The sequence below is a fragment of the Gardnerella sp. DNF01159 genome (assembly GCF_049244215.1).
Taxonomy (GTDB): Bacteria; Actinomycetota; Actinomycetes; order Actinomycetales; family Bifidobacteriaceae; genus Bifidobacterium; species Bifidobacterium swidsinskii.
This window is the reverse complement of record NZ_CP058387.1, coordinates 1,183,243-1,202,287: the sequence shown is the minus strand read 5'-3', so window position 1 is coordinate 1,202,287 and position 19,045 is coordinate 1,183,243. Positions and strand designations below refer to the sequence as shown.

Annotated in this window: 16 protein-coding genes and 2 tRNA genes; 12 read left to right on the top strand and 6 right to left on the bottom strand. The window is 43.6% G+C overall.

What is annotated here, in order from left to right; translation table 11 throughout:
- The first annotated feature begins 140 nt into the window (after positions 1-140).
- Complete coding sequence (locus HXT39_RS04760; protein ID WP_102703408.1) at positions 141-998, top strand: PHP domain-containing protein; 858 nt, start codon at positions 141-143, stop codon at positions 996-998.
- A gap of 161 nt (positions 999-1,159) precedes the next feature.
- Here HXT39_RS04760 and HXT39_RS04755 read toward each other — a convergent pair whose 3' ends face one another.
- Positions 1,160-1,378 (bottom strand): DUF3107 domain-containing protein, encoded by a 219-nt coding sequence (locus HXT39_RS04755; protein WP_004105154.1) that lies wholly within the window; start codon positions 1,376-1,378, stop codon positions 1,160-1,162.
- Positions 1,379-1,441: 63 nt separating this feature from the next.
- Complete coding sequence (locus HXT39_RS04750) at positions 1,442-3,172, bottom strand: phosphotransferase (RefSeq protein ID WP_033888646.1); 1,731 nt, start codon at positions 3,170-3,172, stop codon at positions 1,442-1,444.
- A 155-nt stretch (positions 3,173-3,327) separates the two neighbouring features.
- On the opposite strand from HXT39_RS04750, the gene HXT39_RS04745 reads away from it, so the two are divergent.
- On the top strand, positions 3,328-4,875 hold the full coding sequence (locus HXT39_RS04745; RefSeq protein WP_004110548.1) for an ATP-dependent helicase: 1,548 nt from the start codon (positions 3,328-3,330) through the stop codon (positions 4,873-4,875).
- 154 nt (positions 4,876-5,029) lie between these two features.
- On the opposite strand, the gene HXT39_RS04740 is transcribed toward HXT39_RS04745, so the two are convergent.
- Complete coding sequence (locus HXT39_RS04740; protein WP_102703410.1) at positions 5,030-6,769, bottom strand: zinc-dependent metalloprotease; 1,740 nt, start codon at positions 6,767-6,769, stop codon at positions 5,030-5,032.
- A 260-nt stretch (positions 6,770-7,029) separates the two neighbouring features.
- Between HXT39_RS04740 and HXT39_RS04735 the strand changes: the two genes are divergently transcribed.
- Positions 7,030-7,917, top strand: a complete 888-nt coding sequence (locus HXT39_RS04735; RefSeq protein ID WP_102703411.1) for a YlbL family protein — start codon at positions 7,030-7,032, stop codon at positions 7,915-7,917.
- Positions 7,918-7,961: 44 nt separating this feature from the next.
- Here HXT39_RS04735 and HXT39_RS04730 read toward each other — a convergent pair.
- Positions 7,962-8,035: transfer RNA gene (locus HXT39_RS04730), tRNA-Val, on the bottom strand.
- Positions 8,036-8,153: 118 nt separating this feature from the next.
- Between HXT39_RS04730 and HXT39_RS04725 the strand changes: the two genes are divergently transcribed.
- Genes HXT39_RS04725 through HXT39_RS04715 form a run of 3 tightly spaced genes read left to right on the top strand, consistent with a single transcriptional unit; the run spans position 8,154 to position 11,239 of the window.
- On the top strand, positions 8,154-9,665 hold the full coding sequence (locus HXT39_RS04725; RefSeq protein ID WP_012913947.1) for a DivIVA domain-containing protein: 1,512 nt from the start codon (positions 8,154-8,156) through the stop codon (positions 9,663-9,665).
- A 30-nt stretch (positions 9,666-9,695) separates the two neighbouring features.
- The gene (gene recO / locus HXT39_RS04720; RefSeq protein ID WP_004110538.1) at positions 9,696-10,442 is read left to right on the top strand and encodes a DNA repair protein RecO; all 747 of its coding nucleotides are present in this window, start codon (positions 9,696-9,698) and stop codon (positions 10,440-10,442) included.
- A 2-nt stretch (positions 10,443-10,444) separates the two neighbouring features.
- Positions 10,445-11,239 carry an isoprenyl transferase gene (locus HXT39_RS04715; RefSeq protein WP_004110536.1) on the top strand — a complete coding sequence of 265 codons (795 nt, stop codon included), beginning with the start codon at positions 10,445-10,447 and terminating at the stop codon, positions 11,237-11,239.
- Between the two features lie 17 nt (positions 11,240-11,256).
- Here HXT39_RS04715 and HXT39_RS04710 read toward each other — a convergent pair whose 3' ends face one another.
- The gene (locus HXT39_RS04710) at positions 11,257-12,489 is read right to left on the bottom strand and encodes a M20 family metallopeptidase (protein WP_103013937.1); all 1,233 of its coding nucleotides are present in this window, start codon (positions 12,487-12,489) and stop codon (positions 11,257-11,259) included.
- A gap of 74 nt (positions 12,490-12,563) precedes the next feature.
- The gene (locus HXT39_RS04705) at positions 12,564-12,929 is read right to left on the bottom strand and encodes an MTH1187 family thiamine-binding protein (RefSeq protein WP_103013938.1); all 366 of its coding nucleotides are present in this window, start codon (positions 12,927-12,929) and stop codon (positions 12,564-12,566) included.
- 180 nt (positions 12,930-13,109) lie between these two features.
- On the opposite strand from HXT39_RS04705, the gene HXT39_RS04700 reads away from it, so the two are divergent.
- From HXT39_RS04700 to HXT39_RS04675, 6 genes are all read left to right on the top strand, one after another.
- The gene (locus tag HXT39_RS04700; RefSeq protein ID WP_004105144.1) at positions 13,110-14,630 is read left to right on the top strand and encodes a glycine--tRNA ligase; all 1,521 of its coding nucleotides are present in this window, start codon (positions 13,110-13,112) and stop codon (positions 14,628-14,630) included.
- A gap of 84 nt (positions 14,631-14,714) precedes the next feature.
- Positions 14,715-15,869, top strand: coding sequence for a tRNA dihydrouridine synthase DusB (gene dusB, locus HXT39_RS04695; protein WP_103013939.1), 1,155 nt, complete (start codon positions 14,715-14,717; stop codon positions 15,867-15,869).
- A gap of 202 nt (positions 15,870-16,071) precedes the next feature.
- A complete protein-coding gene (ftsZ, locus tag HXT39_RS04690; protein WP_012913952.1) occupies positions 16,072-17,286 on the top strand; it encodes a cell division protein FtsZ in 1,215 nt (404 codons plus the stop codon).
- A 24-nt stretch (positions 17,287-17,310) separates the two neighbouring features.
- Positions 17,311-17,769, top strand: a complete 459-nt coding sequence (locus HXT39_RS04685) for a cell division protein SepF (protein ID WP_004105139.1) — start codon at positions 17,311-17,313, stop codon at positions 17,767-17,769.
- A gap of 158 nt (positions 17,770-17,927) precedes the next feature.
- Entirely contained in the window at positions 17,928-18,746 is an 819-nt protein-coding gene (gene trmB / locus HXT39_RS04680) for a tRNA (guanosine(46)-N7)-methyltransferase TrmB (RefSeq protein ID WP_012913953.1), read from the top strand.
- Between the two features lie 107 nt (positions 18,747-18,853).
- Positions 18,854-18,925, top strand: a tRNA-Glu gene (locus tag HXT39_RS04675).
- Positions 18,926-19,045 lie beyond the last annotated feature (120 nt).

Genomic DNA, 19,045 nt, shown 5'->3' with positions numbered 1-19,045 from the left:
GAATAATAATAAATAATAGCAAATAATTATGTGTGCATATTCATTTCTCGTTACATGGCACAGTTTACGATGATTATATGACCGCAATAAGCAACAACCAACGTGAAGCATCAAATCATGCTAGCGATAGCAACTCCAGCATGATGAGTTTTGCGCGCGAACGCTGGGATTTGCACTGTCATACTGTTTATTCAGACGGTACTGCAACTCCAGAAGATTTAATTACGCAAGCTAAAATCGTTGGTTTGCAAGGTGTTGCTATTACTGATCACGACACAACTGCAGGATGGCATGATTTTCAAGAGGCTGCTAAAGCTTCGAATATGCCAGTATTATTTGGTTCGGAGATTACTGCGCAAGACTCAGGCGTGTTTGTGCACATGCTCGCATACCAGTACAATCCGAAAAATAGCATGATTGTGAGCATGTTTGAGCTTACTAGGAAGCGTCGTTTTGATCGCACAAAGCGTATGGTTGAATGTATGTCGCGCGATTTTCCAATTACTTGGAATGACGTTTTGGCTCAAGCGAAGCTCGGTGACTTAACTACGATCGGGCGGCCGCATATCGCTGATGCTTTAGTAAAAGCTGGCGTGTATAAAACGCGTTCTGAAGCTTTTGCTGGGCCTATTTCTCCGTGCAGCCCGTACTATATACCAACTCCTTCTCCAAATGTTCGTGAAGTTATTGAGGCTGTTAAAGATGCTGGAGGGGTTGTTGTTATTGCGCATCCTGCCGACCCTACGCGTAACCGCGTGCTTCTTTCGGATAATCAAATTATATCGTTTGCTAAAGCTGGTCTTGACGGTTTAGAAGTGTATCATCGCGGAAATTCTAAAGCACAGCGTGAAAGACTGCTTTCTTTAGCGAGTAAGTGCGATTTGCTTGTGACGGGCGGCTCGGATTGGCATGGCTACGGTAAGCCAAATCGTTTGGGCGAAGAAACAACAAGCCGCGAAGTAGTATCGGAAATACTCTTGCGCGGCTATAAGCTCTAAAACTCTTTATTTATGTTGCTGTAAAGTTTTTGCCGTTTTTTCGCGCGTAGCCGGCTTTTTCTTTACGCAGCTGCACAGTTTCTGCCGTTTTATCGACTTAATCCGACCAAAACTTTACACACGTGTAAAGTTTCTGCCGCTTTTAGCGGAATTTCGTTATTTTAGTTGAGCGCGCCGAAGCCCACTGAATGCTTTGGCGTATCGCCGATGAGCGCGTAAGACAGCGACGAAGCTGAGACCATAATAGTGCGCCCATTTACGTCCGTAAACTCAAGCATATCTTTGGAATCGTTAATCACTTTGCGCACTTCTTCTGCGCTTTGGTTGGTTTCAAAATCGATGGAATCAGAAACGTTTTTTACTCCTAAAACAACTCGCATACATACTCCTTTTGCTTTTTACGCTATTTATCGTTTTAATTAGTATTTAGTATTTTATTTATCTTAGTCTAAGTCTGCTTGTGCGTCGCGCATTGCTCGTTCTTCACGCTCTAGCAGAGGGATGATTACGGTTTCTGGTTTATCGTCATTTTTTTGCGTATTTCTTTCTGTATCTTCAGAAAGTTTTGAGTCCGAAGAAGTCTCGTTTGCGCTATCAACCTTACTGTCACGCTCAACTATAACTTCATCCTTAACCTCAGAATCATTGTTGTTCTTGGCGTCCTTAGTTTCCTCATTGCTACCAGCGTTACTAACGTTTTCATGCTCAGCACTAGCATTGCTATCGGCAGATTTACTCATTGCAGTTTGCACAATAGTTTCTGCGGTTTCGTGTACTGTTTGAGTTTTTACATGAGTAATTACTTGAGTTGCTGTGTCGTCAGCGAGTTGTGCTGCTTTTTCAGCCTCCTCAGCGTTAGCTGCGTGTGTGCCAGCATATTGAACTTTGCGCTCATGAGTATCGTCGCTTATAGTTTTGTTGCTATCGTAAGTCTCGTCTTGAGTGTTATTTAATTCAGTATTTCTTTCTGAAGTAATGTCTCGCTCATGAGTTTCGTCGCTATTTCCAGTGTTTAGTTGGTTTTCAGTAGAATTATTCTTAGAAATTTGGCGACTTTGCGTATTGTCATTTTCAAGAAGCGTTCCAACTGTAATAGTCGAGGCGGGATTTCCTGCAGCACGACCAGTTTTAGCAGTTTGTGCATTGCTAATACGACTAAGCTCGTGCGCTAAACGCTCAACTTGAGCCTTAAAACGCATAATACTGGTGTTATCTGCACGTTGCAAAGCTTGAACAAAATCGCCAACTTGTTCCATTTGCAGCCACAAGTTTGCGCGAAGCATAATCAAACTATCTAAACGAGAACCCATAATTCTACCGTATGCAGAAAGCACTGCGTTTCGGCGCTGCTCGTTAAGTTTTGCAAAAATCCAAGCCAAATCGCGCGCAGGATCGTTAATTTGCATTCTTTGCCAATTTGTCACAGCAGTAATTGTTGAGCCAGCAAACAAAATGTCGCCATCCATAAAACCGCCGTGTACTGGGCAAGTTTCAAATGACCACAATCCTTCAGTTTCCAACACTCTTGACCAACTGTCAGTAATTTCGGTTGGAATATGACCGGCTTGACGAAGTCTTTTAATCCAACCGGTTAACTGTGCGCGAATTTGACCAGTAGTAAAAGCAGGGTATTTTCCGCGCGTTACGAAAGTAGGGCGCAGGCGATGAATAGCGCCGATTGCAGTTCCAACATTTGCGCAATCGTCGGTAGTAAGAAGACGCAAGTCGCGAGCGCTACCTTCAAGATGTTCGCAAATAAGCACAGTGTCTTCATCGTTGTTGTTGGCAATAATGCTTGATATTCGTATAGATTGCTGTTGTGTAGATTGTTGTTGTACGTATTGTTGAGTGCCAGCAACTGTAGAATTTCCATCGGTTACATTATTTGCAACGTTTCCAGCGTTGTTATTAGCATCTTCGCGTTTTCCTGGCATAAACGTGAGCATAGTGTCGTAAGCGAATCCCAAAGCTGCCAAATCTTTACTGTGCTCAAGAGTCCATGCTGCACGAGCCCGGTCATGCAAACGCTTGCGACCTTTACTATCCGCACTGATAAAAACGTCGTAAAGCTTACCGGAAATATCTTGCACAACGGCGTGAGAAATTCCAGCCGCGGTATCAGTGGCATTAACTTGCTCACTTTGGCGCGTTCCTGCAAACTGTACTTCGGGCATGGCTGCAGATGCCAGTGCTGCCAACTTGAATCTACTGAGTTGTGTCACACTCCCACAGTAATACAAAGCACCGAAATTTTGCCAATTTTTTGTAAGTTATACACATATTTTTATTCTTGTTGCGTAAGTGTTGTTATTGCTGCAACAATAGAATTATGAATTCTTCACCAGAACCTTCGCAAGTGACTTCTAAAACTTCTCAAGTGACTTCTCCAGAAGCACTTTTAGACGGGTTGGATAATTCGCAACGCGAAGCTGCTACCGCACTAGAAGGGCCAGTGCGCATTATAGCTTGTGCAGGAGCTGGTAAAACGCGCACTATTACGCGCAGAATTGCGTATGCTTGCGCTACTGGTAAGTGGGATCCTGAAAGAGTTTTGGCAGTTACTTTTTCTGTAAAAGCAGCTGCGGAAATGAGATCGCGTATTGAGGCTCTTGGTGTAAGTAATGTTGGATGCGTCTCAACATTTCATTCTGCGGCTTTGCAACACATTCGCAGCGTGTGGAACGACGTCTGTTCAGCACAATTTCCATCAATTATGAATGATTCTCAGCAAATCATAGCTTCTGCGCTTAAGCGTTATCCGGATTTTGCGGATATGACTTTGTTGCAAACTCGCGATATTTTGGCAGAAATTAATTGGGCGAAAGTTTCGCTTATTGCGCCTGACGATTACTTGCGTGTGTGCGCTTCTACGCACCGTTTGCCTCCTGCAGGTTTAGAGCCGCAGCAATTTGTCGATATATATGAAGCTTACGAAACCGAAAAAAATGCGCATAATTGCATCGATTTTAACGATATTCTTCTACTTTGCTGCCATATTTTACGAAATTTTCCGGAAGCTGCAAACCGTATTAAGCAATCAATCGGATGGATCACAGTTGACGAATATCAGGATGTGTCTCCTTTACAGCACGAATTGTTGCGATTATGGATGGGGCAGAACCGCGATATTTGCGTAGTGGGCGATCCTGCGCAAACAATCTACTCGTTTGCAGGTGCGAATAGTTACTATTTGCTTTCATTTCCGCAAGAATTTGCTCCTCTTGGAGCAGATATTAGTTTGAATACCGACTACCGCTCCACAGAACGCATAGTAGGTCTTGCTAATAGAGTGCTTGCGGCTTCTGCGCATAAAAAGGATTACGTAAAAGTTAAGGCGGCAACAAAAGGCGGCGTTCGTGTTAGCCAGCAAGTTTTTGCAACCGATGTTGAAGAAGCTTTGGGTGTAGTTGAGCAAATTGCAAAACTTGTAAAAAGCGGCGTTGCGCATCTTGGGGAGTGCGCAATACTAACGAGAACCAATGCTCAACAGCAAGTAGTTTGTAAAGCGTTAAAAGCAGCAAAACTTCCGTATCGCGTGAGAAAAGACGTGGGGTGGCAGCGAAATGTTTTAGAGGATGCGCAAAGCTACGGTTCTCAAGGTATTTCTGACATTTTTGCATCTTCTAATATTTCAACTGTTACTGTTTCAACTATTCATGCTGTTAAAGGTTTAGAGTTTGCGCATGTTTACGTAATTGGCTGCTCTGAAGGGCTTATTCCTTTTGGCTCTACGACTGATGACAGTGCTTTGGAAGAAGAGCGCAGACTTATGTACGTTGCAATAACTCGCGCAGAAAAGACTTTGCATCTTTCTTACGCTTCTAGAAAAGACAGTGGAACTGGCATGAATCGCGTGCCTAGCCGCTTTCTGGCTTAATCTCGCGGCATAAATTTTACGCTCGTGTAAAGTTTTGGTCGTTTTTGGTTGAGACCGACCTTTTCTTTACACAGTTGCACAGTTTATGCCGTTTTGAGCGTTGATGTCGATTATTCAGCTGGATTGTTATTGAATCAGGAGTTTTACAAGAGTTTTATTCGCCGTCAGCATCAGTTTCGTCGGAATTGCCGGATTCGTTGCCAGCTTCGTTACCGGATTCGTCGTCAGTTTCGTTACCGGTCTCGCTGTTTTGCTTCTTTTGGCGTGCATCCTCTTCCAAAAGCTTGCTAAGTTCAGCATCCCAATCATTTGTGCCTAAATCGTCTTCTGTTAATTTTTCAAAAGATTTTTCGATAGGCGCATTTTCGATAGCGTTATCAGTATTTTTGTTACTTTCGTAACTGTCTGCACTTTCGTGACTTTCGCTAGTTTTTTCAGTTGCTTCATTAGTTTGATTAGACTGAGTTTCTATTGCATTTTTTGCAGCAGTTTTCGTTGCATCCTCCGCATCGATTTCTTTCGTAACTTCGTCACCTGCGTTACCAGCTTTACCTTCATTACTAGCGTCTTTCGTAACTTCGCTAGCTTCCGGCAAAGTTGGCAACAAATCTGGATGACTCCACAAGCTATCTCGCTCTTCAATACCGCGCTCGCGAGTCAACTTTTCCCACAATTGCGATGCCTCGCGCATACGGCGAGGGCGCAAATGCAAACCAAGTAACGATTCAAACGTCACTTCTGCAGGTCCTCCTGCAGCTCGCTCGCGACGCATCATCTCTCGCAACTGCTCAATGTGCACAATATGAGCCATTCCAGACTGCCATGTAACGCAATCAACCCAACCTTCAACAAGTGCAAGCAAAGTTTCCAAACTGTGCAAAGCTTGACGCTGCTCCTCAGAATCATTGCTGCCAATATTTTGCAAATTAACAGCTCCTGAAATTGCTTCCGGATTCATTGTTTCCACGTCGCGAAGCTGTTCTTCCATAGCCTCTAAATCAATACTTATTCCGTTTGCGTACTTAATAATCAGTGCTTCAAATCGTGGCATAAGCCATGGCACGGATGCAAATAATCTTGCGTGTGCAGCTTCTCGCAAAGCCAAATAATTCATGACTTCTGTAATATCCAACTCCCACACTTTTGCATACTCAATGCAGTTGTATGGAATTAATCCGCCTGCAGGATTTTGCAACAGCGCAAGACCTTGATCAAAACTGCCGTGTACTTCGTGTGAAAGTGCTCCAGCTGCTTGACCCAGTTGCATAGCAAACGAAGTGTTTCCAAGCAGTTTCATGAGTTGCGCTGGATTATTCATTCCTTCAGGCAACGGAATCGGCACAACTCCTGCAAATAATCCTTTTACTTCAGCATCATCCACATCTCGGAATCGCTCTTCAATAACAGAAGTGAGTGCTTCATTTACTGATTTTGCAACAGGATTAGCGAATTTAACCCAAGCTTCAAGCGTTTTTTCTACCCAATCAGCTCTAGACAATACTTCTGGCGTTCCAGGAGCAGGATTGAAATTGCACGTTATATCTAGCCACAAGTTCGCTTGGCTTAAAGCTCTTCGTGTGGCATCTGCTACGTCTGCATTTACATTTCCTTGATCGCCATTAGCGTGCTGTAAAGCAATAGATTGCGCTAACTTGCGATTAATTGGCCCTTCTTCAAGTGTTGCTTCCATTTCGTATGGATTATTAAGACCGCCTGCACTAAAAGCTTGCATCATTCCGCGAACTTCGTCTGGTTTAGGAAGCTTATCAGGATTCTGATTTAAGAGTTGTTCGCGTAGCTCAAACGGAAGCTGATCAAGTTGTTTCCATGCTTCTTCTCCCTGTATTGGCCCAAAGCATTCAATGAGCCATTGGTGAATTGCATCGTCATTCATGAGCGTATCCTTCTCGTGCCACGTGTTGCATAATTTACAGTTTTTATTTTTATACGTTTCGTATCTGCACGTATTTGTACGTATTTTATAAGTATTTATACGTATTTTACACGTCTTTATATGCGAGTTTAGCGCATCTTCTTAATAAAAATATTTTTTAATACAAATATTCTACTCGATAATATGGTTTTATGTGCTATAACTTGCGTGCAAATATATTTTAAAGCAAAACTATATAGGGCTTGTGTCATGATACAAGCATGTTTCGCTTTTCTACAGGTGCTAGTGTATTCCGTGCGTGTTTTAGATCCTTGCGCTCGCTGTCTCATGCTTTAGTTTTGTACATTACTTCGCATTCTTTGCGATATTTTGCAGGATTCTTTACAGTAATTGTTGCGATTTTTGCGTTGTCGCTTCCAAGTGCATACGTCGTAGAAGAGCCTGGTCCAACGCAGGATGTTTTAGGATCCCTATCAAATACTCCTGTGATTGATATGTCTGGTTCTCGAGTAAAAGAAAATCATGATACTGGTAAATTATTGTTGATTACTGTCAATGTTTCTGGTGTTCCTGGATATGAGGTTTCAACATTTTATTCATTGATTTCGTGGATGGATCCTCATAAAAGTTTGTTGCCTCGTGAAGCTATTGTGCCAGTAGGGCAGAGTGCTGACGAGTATGAGAAGGAATCCACAAACGAGATGAATGATTCGCAAAGCCTTGCTCAAAATGTTGCGTTACAGTACGCGTCTAAGCATCTTGGAATTAAAAAAGAAGATGTAAAAGTTCGTTTACATATTGAAGATATTGGTGGACCGTCTGCCGGAATGATGTACACTCTAGGAATTCTTGACAAGCTTACTCCTGAACAAGAAACTGGTGGTAAGACGATAGCCGGAACTGGAACTATTGAAAAATCGCAAAAAATTGGTGCAATTGGTGGTATTCGGTTAAAGATGATTGCAGCTAAAAGAGATGGGGCTACTTGGTTCTTAGCGCCTTACGATAATTGCAATGAAGTTGTTGGGCATGTGCCACAAGGTTTGCGCGTTGTAAGTGTAAAAACATTGGATGATTCTTACAAAGCGTTAAAAGCTATTGGTTCTGGTCGTGGTGCAAATAAATTGCCAAGCTGCAATGTGAAATAAAACAATAAACCAAATAAAGCAGAAACCAAATAAAGAGCAGAAAGTGGGCGATGAGGGACTCGAACCCCCGACATCCACCGTGTAAAGGTGGCGCTCTAGCCAGCTGAGCTAATCGCCCGTTTGCAACAAATTAAAAACATACATGATGGTGTGTACGAATGCAACGTGTGGCGCGCGTCGTAACAATCGCGTACAGTATACTGAATAAGAACATGTGCTCAGGAGGTCGATATTCGATGGCTCAGAAACCTGATACCGCTCGTAATGCTTCAGCAATGGAGCGTGTGGGTAAGCGTAAGTTAGGATATAACGTCGCACAGGTGAATGCTTTTCTAGAGCGTGCTCACACTTTGTACGAAAGCGATGAAGCTCGACTTACGCAGAAAGATATTCAAGAGGTTTCTTTTGACTTGGAGCGTAATGGTTACATTATTGGTCAAGTTGATGCTGCGTTATCGCGTTTGGAACGTGCGGTAGTAGATAAGTGCACTGAGCAAGAATTGGCGCAATGCGGACGAGTTGCATGGAAAGCTCGTGTAGAAGCGCTTTATCGTAAACTTTTGCAACATGCTCAAAGAGATTATCGCGATCGTTTTGATCGTGGTTCTTCGCATCACCCGTCTTATGCGCGTAAACAAGTGGATATTATGGTCGATCAAGCATTAGATAAGATTGCTCTTATGCTTGGTCATGAGCTTGAGTGGGAAACGGACAAAGAAACATTACAAGATATTGATTCTGCTTATGTTTCTAATGTGATTTTTACGCAAAAAAACGGTAAGCACGGTTATGATGAGCGTCAAGTTGATTATTATTTAAACGCTTGTGTGCGTTTGCTTAGCAGCTTGGAATCTTTTGAGCGTGTAGAACAGTATGTTGATGCGGATAATAGTAGTTCCTCATACTCTCGAGCAGCATCTGAATCTTATTCTGCTCCTGCTTCTGTTCCTGCTTCTGTTCCTCCTTCTGTTATTCCTGTAACTAAAGCTGAAGAGCCTGCTAAATCTTCAGAATCTACGGAATCTTATAACCATTCTGAAGAGCCTGTTCCATCATTTGCTCCTTCAATAAAGCCTGCATCTGATTTCAGTGCTGCTTCTGCAGCTTCTTCCGCTTCTGCCACTGCACCTTCTGCTTCTTCAATATTCAAACCTGTTGAGGATGCTGTGGATGATGAAGACACTGCGGATAGATTGTCTAAGATTGCACCTCGCTCAATACCTAGCGTGCCAAATCATGATAAACAAAGCATTTTTGCTCCTGTAGATTATGCTAATCAAGATTCTAATGATTCGTTTGAAGCGTTAAATAAGTCTGAGCGCGCAATATTTACACCTCATGCTGCTGCAAGTAAGCCTTCTAATGTTCTTAACGATACTGATAGCAATGACGAGCTTTTGCAAAGCGCTACAGTAATGCGAAACTCTTCTGAATCTTCTGTGCTACCTCCTTCTTTCACTCCTGCAGCTCGTAATCGCAATAATTCATCTGCGCCTAAGCCTGTTGCGGCTCCTGCTCCTGATGAATCAATTCCATCATTTGCTCCTCAAGATTCTGCACAGCATTCCTCGCAGCATTCTTCGCTTAATATTCCGGAGTTGCATGTTTCTAATTTGCAGCCGAGTAAGCCATTGAGTTTAGATATTCCAGATTTGTCATTCCCAATTATTGGTCATATTGATGAATCTACTAATTTCGGTAGCTCTTCTCAAGGCGACGATGATTCGGAAAATAACGATCGTAATTAATCTAACTATTAAAAAGATATAGTTTGATTTATGCCATTGTATCGCGATGAAGCTGTTGTGCTTCGTACTTTTCCTTTAGGTGAAGCGGATAGGATTGTTGTGCTTCTTACTAAGCGGCATGGCAAAGTTCGTGCTGTTGCAAAGGGAGTTCGTAGGCTTAAATCACGTTTTGGTGGTCGTCTTGAGCCGCTTATGCGTGTTGATTTGCTTCTTGCACAAGGTAAATCTTTGGATGTAGTCTCGCAGGCTGTTTCTATTGCTGCTTATGCTGGTGAAATTTGTGCAGATTATACGTCCTATGAGTATGCAAACGTCATGCTTGAAGTTGTGGATTTGCTTGTTTCTAACGAATATACAGATGAATACAGGCGTGAATATCAAGATACGCTAGGGCAGTATCGTCTACTTACTGCGGCTTTACTTTCATTGTCCAAGCATAAGCATTCTCCTGATGCTATTGGCGTGTCGTATATATTGCGAGCATTGTCATTAGCTGGGTGGTCTCCGCGACTACAAGCTTGTGTTGTATGTGGGAAAAATGAAGATTTATGCTATTTTTCGCCTTGCGCAGGTGGAATGATGTGTGCAAGTGATCACACTCCGGATTCAATAGTTTGTGCTAATTCGACGCGTTTGCAATTGTGTGCTCTTGCGCAAGGAAACTGGTCTGTTCTTGACGGAGTGTCGGTTGATTCTTCTACTATGCGATGCGTTCAGCAATGGGCTGAATATTATCTTGAGCGACCTATTCGTTCGATGGGGTTGTTACATTCGTAAGTATGGCTTTTGAAAACGTGGATTATAAGTCGCTCGATATTCCAGCGGCTCCTTTTAGTGACCCTTCTCACATACCAGATTTTCCTAAGGGCAAAGTGCCTCGTCATGTCGGTGTGATTATGGACGGAAACGGACGCTGGGCAAAAGAGCGCGGAATGATTCGAACCGAAGGTCACAAAGCTGCAGAACCGGTAGTTTTTGACGTTATTGCAGGAGCTATAGAAGCAGGAGTTCGTTACTTAAGCTTGTACACTTTTTCTACCGAAAATTGGAAGCGATCTCCACAAGAAGTGCGCTTTTTAATGGGATTTTCTAGGGATATTATTCACCGCAGAGTTGCGCAAATGAACGAATGGGGAGTGCGCGTTCGTTGGGCAGGAAGGCGCCCTAGATTGTGGAAGTCTGTTATTGACGAGTTGGAAAAAGCGCAAGAAATCACCAAAAATAATAAAACTATTGACGTTGTTTTTTGCATAAATTACGGCGGTCGTGCAGAAATTGCGGATGCTTGCGCGCAAATCGCGAAAGAAATTCAAAATGGCAAAATTAAAGGCGATCGTGTAAGTGAAAAAATGATTGCTGAGCACTTGTATAATCCGGATATTCCAGATTGCGATTTGGTGATTCGCACTTCCGGCGAGCAGCGCACTAGCAACTTTTTGCCTTGGCAAGCATCCTACGCGGAACTTGATTTTGTGCCGGAACTATTCCCGGATTACGGCCGCGAAGTGCTGTGGAGGTCGATTGACCGCTATGCGCATCGCGACCGCAGGTTTGGTGGCGTAAAAAACGCCTAGTATCTCACTAAGATTTGTTACTTTTCGCTAGTGAGCCAAGCGCAAGCTGCCACAACTGCAGCTTCTAATCCGCGATTAAGAGTGGGCTGCAAATCTGGGGCGAATGCCGGATTGTGATTTCCAGGAGCATTCTGCATATCCGCAAAACCACCTAAGCCCCAGTAAGCGTAAGGAGTTTTAAAAGCGTTCGCGACTATAGAAAAATCTTCCGAAGCAGAAGCGCGCGAAATATCTACAGAATCTTCTCCAAAGTATTCATCAAAAGCTTTACGCACGCGCAAAGATGCATTCTGATCATTATTTGTAAGCGGATAGCAATCATAATACGTAAACTCTGGTTCTTTAGGACATCTTGCAAGCTCGCACTCTCCACGCACAATTCGTTCAATAGCATTGTGCACAAATTTTTGAGTATCTTCGCTATAAGTTCTTGTGTTAATTAAAAGCTCGGCATCATCAGGAATAATATTCGACTTACTTCCTGCATTAAGCGCGCCAACTGTAACAATTGCGTAATCTTTAGCTGCAAGTTCGCGAGAAACAATCGTCTGCAATTTAAGCACAATTGACGAAGCAACAACCACCGGGTCAACGCTCAACTCAGGCATAGAACCATGCGAACCTTTACCAAAAATGTGCACGCGAATCGAAGCTGCAGTAGTTAAGAACGCGCCCGAACGAATACCGACTGTTCCTGCAGGAATAGTGCCCAACACATGCTGACCAAGGTAAACGTCAGGCTTTGCAATCATGCTCATAATGCCATTTTTCACCAAGTCTTTTGCGCCTTGAGCTGTTTCTTCTCCAGGCTGAAAAACGCCAATATACGTTCCTTTCCAAGCATCTTTATGCTCATTAAAAGCCTTCAAGGCACCAAGTAGGCTGGAAATATGAAAATCGTGACCGCAAGCGTGTGAAACTTCAACCGTTTTGCCATTTTCGTCTTGCGCACTAACTGTTGAAGTGTAATCTTTTCCTGAATTTTCTTTAATTGGAAGCGCATCGATATCCGCTCTCATAGCAACAACAGGACCTTCGCCGTTTTTAATCTCTGCCACAACGCCTGTTTTTCCAACTCGCTTTGTTTCAATCCCAGCTTCGCTAAGAATATCAATAATTGTTTGAGCTGTATGATCTTCTTTCATTGACAGTTCAGGATGTTGATGAAAGTATTTGTATTGTTTTTCTCGTTCTCTTTGGGTTTCATCTAAATCGGATAATATTTTCTGAACTGCCGTAAGTTGCAGCATAAATTCCTGCTTTCTTTTGTTTTATTATAACTTTTTCGAGTTTTGAGATTATTTGAGATTATTTGATTTCAGTTTTATTCTTCTTTATTTCGTTCGTCGAGAATCTTATCTACAAGCGCACTTTTTGCGTCAATTTGATTGCTAAAACCAGGGCGAATATCTAATTTTAGTATTACTCCAGTACGGTATCCTTTACTAACTAAAGTCATCGTAGCATCTTTCACAACGCGCATAACGTCATCAAATTCGCCCTCAATATTCGTAAACATTGCGTTAGTTTCGTTCTTTAATCCAGAATCGCGAATTACTTGTACGGCATCTGCCACGTACTCGCTCAACTCGTCTCCGACTCCGCTTGGAGCAATGCACAACGCCGCGACCGTGTTAGTTCTGTGCTCGTTCGCGTGGTCGTTTGTATTCTCGTTATTATTTTCACTCATAGTAACAATCCCTTTAAAATCGTAATCTTACGCAAATCTAGCAAAACAAGACAACGCCAAATAATGCGTCAACAAACCTATAAATTTGCATTACTTTAACAATTTTACAAGCGTCACAGGGTTTTTCTATAATAGCAACGTTTTCACCCGAATTTTCTAGTTTTTACGAAAAGGTGTATTGTGGCTGTTTCAAAGCTTGATGAAGTCGTTTCCTTGGCTAAGCGTCGAGGATTTGTGTTCCCAGCCGGCGAAATTTACGGTGGCACGCGTTCTGCGTGGGATTATGGCCCACTCGGTGTTGCGTTGAAAGATAATATCAAGCGCGAATGGTGGCGCTACATGGTGACCACGCGTGGAGATGTTGTTGGTGTGGATACTTCCGTTATTCTGCCTTCACAGGTGTGGGTTGCTTCCGGTCACGTTTCCGTGTTTAACGATCCTTTGATTGAGTGCTTGAATTGCCATAAGCGTCATCGTGCAGATAAGTTGGAAGAGTCTTATGCTGAAAAGCATGGCGATAAAATGCCAGAAAATGGCTTAAAAGACATTGCTTGCCCAGATTGCGGTACTCGCGGAAACTGGACTGAGCCACGCGACTTCAACATGATGCTTCGCACTCATTTAGGACCGGTTGAAGACGAAAATAGCTTGCATTATTTGCGTCCAGAAACAGCTCAGGGCATTTTCGTTGATTTTAAGAATGTCATGACTTCTACTCGTCAAAAGCCACCTTTCGGTATTGCAAATATTGGTAAGTCTTTCCGCAACGAAATTACGCCTGGAAACTTCATCTTCCGCACTCGCGAGTTTGAGCAGATGGAAATGGAATTCTTCGTAGAGCCTGGAACCGACGAAGCTTGGCACCAGTATTGGATTGACACTCGCGTGCGTTGGTATGTTGATTTGGGTGTGAAGCCAGAAAACTTGCGCATGTATGAGCATCCTAAGGAGAAGCTCAGCCACTATTCCAAGCGCACTGTCGATATTGAATACAAATTCGGCTTCCAAGGTTCGGATTGGGGAGAGCTTGAGGGTATTGCAAACCGTACTGACTACGATTTGTCTGCTCATGCTAAGCATTCCGGCGAGGATTTGAGCTACTTTAACCAGGCTACTGGCGAAAAGTATGTGCCTTATGTTATTGAGCCTGCGGCTGGTCTTACGCGCTCGCTTATGGCATTCTTGGTTGATGCTTACGACGTTGACGAAGCTCCAAACACTAAGGGCGGAGTTGACAAGCGCACTGTTCTTCGACTTGATCCTCGTTTGGCTCCTGTTAAAGCTGCAGTTTTGCCTTTGAGCAAGAAGCCAGAATTGCAAGCTGTTGCTCAAGATTTGGCTGCAGATTTGCGTCAGCATGATTGGGTTATCGATTACGATGAGGCTGGAGCTATTGGTCGCCGCTATCGTCGTGAGGACGAAATTGGTACTCCTTTGTGCGTAACAGTCGACTTCGATACTTTGGAAGATCATGCTGTTACAATTCGCGAGCGCGACACCATGCAACAAGAGCGCGTTTCTTTGGACAAGGTTGCAGATTACGTTGCTAGCCGAATTAACGAAAAGCGCGTTAAGTATCCGCAAGGACCTGTTGAGATTGTTGGTACTCGTGCAGCCGACGGTGCTACGGATATTGCTAAAGAAGCTGGCGAAGACGAGTCTAAGCCTGTACAAATCGCTACTGCTGGCGGATTGTACTAATACGCGTTTGAGTAGTGCTTAAGCGAGTAGTGCTTAAGCACTAATAAGCAAAATTATTATTAAAGTGAATGGAGTTAAAGCAATATGAATTTTTCTATAAAACCAGTGGATTTAGGGAAAGTTCATATTGCTACTCCTGTTGTTTTGTCTCCAATGGCTGGAATTACCAACTGGCCATTTCGCGTAATCTGCCGAGAATTTGGTCCGGACGGGCTTTACGTAGCAGAAATGATTACGGCTAGAGCATTAGTTGCACGAAATCCAAAAGCGCTTAGACTTTGCCGTTTTGCGCCTAGCGAAAAAGTGCGCTCTTTGCAGCTTTATGGTGTAAATCCTTCTATTGTAGAACAAGCTACTCGAATTGTTGTCGACGAAAACATGGCTGATCACGTTGACTTAAACTTCGGCTGTCCAGTTCCAAAAGTGACGCGACGTGGCGGCGGTTCTGCTCTTCCTTGGAAAACTGATTTGTTGCAAGAAATTTTGCATCGCGTTGTTTCTGTTTGCGAACCTGCAGGAATCCCTGTTACAGCTAAATTCCGTGTTGGTATTGACGAGAATCATGAAACTTTTATTCAAGCTGGTCATATTGCGCAAGAAGAAGGATGCGCTGCTGTAACTTTGCATGCTCGCACAACTGCAGAATATTACGGTGGTCATTCAGACTGGCAGCGTATTGGTGAGCTTGTAGAGACGCTTGATATTCCGGTTTTTGGCAATGGTGATATTTGGGGTGCGGAAGATGCGCTCGCAATGTTTAAAGAAACTGGCTGCGCTGGCGTTGCTATCGGTCGAGGATGCCAGGGTCGCCCATGGTTGTTTGCTGATATTCGCAATGCTTGCGAAGGTAGCGATAATCGTGTGAATCCTACTTTGACAGAAGTTGGTTCCGTTATTTTGCGCCACTTAAATCTTTTAGTTGAGTTTTATGATGGCGACGAGCGTATGGCTGTTCACGACTTGCGTAAGCATATTGCTTGGTATTTAAAGGGCTTTCCTGTTGGTGGTGGCACTCGTAAAGCGTTTATGGAGTGCGAGTCGATTGAGGATGTTCAACGTAATCTCGATATGCTTGATGGTTCTCTTTGTTTGCCAAAAAAGGTGTTAGACACGCCGCGTGGACGAGTTAGATTTGCTAAAAAAGTTCATTTGCCGTATGGGTGGTTAGATTCTCGTACAACTAGTCACGAAGAGCGAGAGGCGTTATTTGGTGACGATCCAATGGATGCAAGTTACTAGTATTTTCTAGGGCTTTCGTCATTTTTTTGCACTGATTATTTCGATAATGTTCTATTAAAATCACCTTGTGCTCATATTTGCATATAGCACGGTGTATTATCAAAGCAGTGACATTTTTTCAGTTTATTGTGAAAACGTCGTCAGTATCGAGCGTTTTACGCTAAAATATTGTGTAAACGTGCGTGAGTGACAGGAGATAACGGTGAGCGAGATTGCCCAGACTGACAATTTCAACGACAAAACCATCATCAAGGTAGTCGGCGTCGGTGGTGCCGGCGGTAACGCCGTCAATCGGATGATCAGCGAGGGTCTACAGAATGTAGAGTTTGTGGCCATTAATACTGACGCTAAAGATTTACTGCGTTCTGATGCTGATGTAAAGATTTCATTATCTGATGCTTCGAGCCGAGGCTTGGGTGCTGGTGCTGATCCTGAAAAGGGTGCTAAGGCTGCGCAGGATCATCAATCAGACATTGAAGAGGCACTTAAGGGTGCTGACATGGTGTTTGTTACCTGCGGTGAAGGCGGCGGCACGGGTACTGGTGCAAGCCCAATTGTGGCTCGTGCAGCTCATCAGCAAGGTGCTTTGACTATTGCTGTTGTTACACGTCCATTCGGTTTTGAAGGACCGCAACGTGCTGCATCTGCAAAACTTGGTATCGAGAATCTTCGCAAAGAAGTTGACGCGTTGATTGTTATTCCAAACGATCGTCTTTTGGAAATTTCTGATCGTACTATTGGAATTATTGAAGCATTTAAGACGGCAGATACTGCGTTGCTCGCAGGTGTGCAAGGCATTACTGATTTAATTACCATGAATTCTTACATTCATGTTGATTTCTCTGATGTTACAGCTGTTCTTCGCGGAGCAGGTACCGCACTGTTCGGTATTGGTGCTGCAAAAGGCGAGGATCGTGCAACTCAGGCAGCTGAAATTGCTATTAGCTCCCCATTGCTGGAAGAAAGCATTGAGGGTGCTCACGGTGCTTTGATTAATATCGCAGGTCCAAGTGATTTGAAGCTTCAGGAAGCTTCTGCTGCAACTGAACTTGTTCGTAAAGCTATTCATCCAGAAGCTCAAATTATTTGGGGTCTTTCCCTCGATGATTCTTACGGCGATGAGGTTCGAGTTACGGTTATTGCTGCTGGATTTGATGCTCATCCTAAGGCGGAGGAGTCCTCGGCTAAAGCTGGTCAGTTTGTTGATATGCAAGCAGATGTTAAGCCTGTAGCTCCTGCACAGTCTACCTCATCTTTCAAAGAGGAAGCTCAAGCTGCTCCACAAGTAGAACAACCTGCTTCTATGCCTTCTATGTTTGAGCCTGCGATGAATCATCAGCAATATTCTCCTGCGGCAGCTCCTGTACAGCAGCCTGCTGAACCTGACGAATTAGATATTCCTGATTTTCTGCGTTAAGCGTAACGAGAGGAGGGTTGCTTCATGGCTGGCTTTATGAAGAACGTGATGTCATACGTTGGTATGGCAGATGTGCCTGAGGATGATGATTATGCTGAATCTGATGTTCAAGAAACGTCATTCGATAATGATCGCTCGGTAACTCCTGCTGTGTCGCAACATGGTAATGATTTGCGTGGTGGTTCTGCTCGTGCGAATGCTAGTCGTATGAGTCGTATTACTACAATTCATCCTAAGTCTTACGATGATGCGCAAATGGTGGGTCGTGCTTTGCGTGACGGTGTTCCAGTGGTTTTAAACCTTACTGGTGTAACTGAATCGGTTGCGTATCGTATTGTTGATTTTTCTGCTGGAGTTGTATTTGGTGTTCGCGGTTCTATTGAGCGTGTGACTCCTAGGGTATTTTTGCTAAGCCCGGCACAAGTGAATATCAAAGTGGAGGATGCTCCGAACGACAATACTGCGCGTGACTTGTTCTCCTAAAATTGTATTTGCTAAAGAATTAATTGAGCAGCGTTTGTTTAACAACTTTCGCTGCTTTTTTATACTTTTTGGTAGCATAAAAGCGATGTGTACGAGCATGACTAAAATCATGCGAATTTAAACTAAAGGCATGTAACCCAAATAACGAAAGTAATCTCATGAGCACTGAAAATGAAAACGAAAACACTATGCAAGCCAAGCAACGCACTGTATTGTCGTTTGTGCGTCGTTCTGGGCGCTTAGATGCGCGTTTACAGCACGCTCAGGAGCGTTATGCAAGTCAGTACCTGCTAGACGTTACTGAAGCACCTGGCTCATTTAGATTGCGCGAAAATTTGAACATTACGCATGATTGGATTAGCGATAAGTGGGGGAATGACAATCCGCTTATTGTTGAAATTGGTTCCGGACAAGGCGAAAACATTGTTGCCGCAGCTGAACGTTTGCCGGAAACTAACTTTTTAGCGCTTGAAGTTTATGATCCAGGCGTTGCTCACACAATGCTTCTTGCTGGAAAGCAAGGTTTGACTAATCTTCGTATTGCACAAATTAACGCTCCTGATTTCTTCGCTGCGTGCGACTGCGGAGTTTTAGAAGAAGTTTGGACTTTCTTCCCGGATCCATGGCCTAAAATGCGCCACCATAAGCGTCGTATTGTGCAGCCAGAGCTTGTCTCTACAATACACCAGGCATTGCGTAGAGGGGGTGCGTGGCGCATTGCTACAGATATTGAGGATTACGCTTTGCATGTGCATGAGATTATGGATTCTCGCGAAGATTTTGCAAATATTGGCGAATTAAGCGCAAGTCTTCCAATTGAGCATGTAGGGAAAGGTACAGCTGATACTGCAGCAGCTCTTCCGCACGCAGATTTTAGCGAGTCTGAGCGCTTTGCTGGTCGAGTTCTTACGAATTTTGAGCGCAAAGGCTTGGAGGCTGGTCGCACGATTCACGACTTCACCTACATAGCACAATAATGCTCTGCCGCCGCTGTTCTCGTAGCTTTGCAGTTGTACTTAGTCTCAACACGCCGTGAGTTGCGTACTGCTTTTTTGAGTGTTAATATCATATGGTTTGGTTCGAAGCCCCCTTCGTCTAACGGTTAGGACACCAGACTTTCAATCTGACAACAAGAGTTCGACTCTCTTAGGGGGTACAAATTACAACGCCGCTGGGTTTTCAGCGGCGTTTTTCATTTTTTGTATTTCTGATATTCGTATTTCTATTTTTGCTGCTTACCCTATTTTTCGTATTTTGCGCAGCAATTAGTTTTTCA

Excerpts from the sequence above, each read along its gene's own strand:
- HXT39_RS04760 (WP_102703408.1), top strand. The coding sequence starts at position 141 with ATGATGAGTTTTGCGCGCGAACGCTGGGATTTGCACTGTCATACTGTT.
- HXT39_RS04710 (WP_103013937.1), bottom strand. The coding sequence starts at position 12,489 with ATGCTGCAACTTACGGCAGTTCAGAAAATATTATCCGATTTAGATGAA.
- dusB (WP_103013939.1), top strand. The coding sequence starts at position 14,715 with ATGAATTTTTCTATAAAACCAGTGGATTTAGGGAAAGTTCATATTGCT.
- HXT39_RS04740 (WP_102703410.1), bottom strand. The coding sequence starts at position 6,769 with ATGAATGACGATGCAATTCACCAATGGCTCATTGAATGCTTTGGGCCA.
- HXT39_RS04755 (WP_004105154.1), bottom strand. The coding sequence starts at position 1,378 with ATGCGAGTTGTTTTAGGAGTAAAAAACGTTTCTGATTCCATCGATTTT.
- HXT39_RS04745 (WP_004110548.1), top strand. The coding sequence starts at position 3,328 with ATGAATTCTTCACCAGAACCTTCGCAAGTGACTTCTAAAACTTCTCAA.
- trmB (WP_012913953.1), top strand. The coding sequence starts at position 17,928 with ATGAGCACTGAAAATGAAAACGAAAACACTATGCAAGCCAAGCAACGC.
- recO (WP_004110538.1), top strand. The coding sequence starts at position 9,696 with ATGCCATTGTATCGCGATGAAGCTGTTGTGCTTCGTACTTTTCCTTTA.
- HXT39_RS04705 (WP_103013938.1), bottom strand. The coding sequence starts at position 12,929 with ATGAGTGAAAATAATAACGAGAATACAAACGACCACGCGAACGAGCAC.
- HXT39_RS04725 (WP_012913947.1), top strand. The coding sequence starts at position 8,154 with ATGGCTCAGAAACCTGATACCGCTCGTAATGCTTCAGCAATGGAGCGT.
- HXT39_RS04750 (WP_033888646.1), bottom strand. The coding sequence starts at position 3,172 with ATGCCCGAAGTACAGTTTGCAGGAACGCGCCAAAGTGAGCAAGTTAAT.
- HXT39_RS04715 (WP_004110536.1), top strand. The coding sequence starts at position 10,445 with ATGGCTTTTGAAAACGTGGATTATAAGTCGCTCGATATTCCAGCGGCT.
- HXT39_RS04735 (WP_102703411.1), top strand. The coding sequence starts at position 7,030 with ATGTTTCGCTTTTCTACAGGTGCTAGTGTATTCCGTGCGTGTTTTAGA.
- HXT39_RS04685 (WP_004105139.1), top strand. The coding sequence starts at position 17,311 with ATGGCTGGCTTTATGAAGAACGTGATGTCATACGTTGGTATGGCAGAT.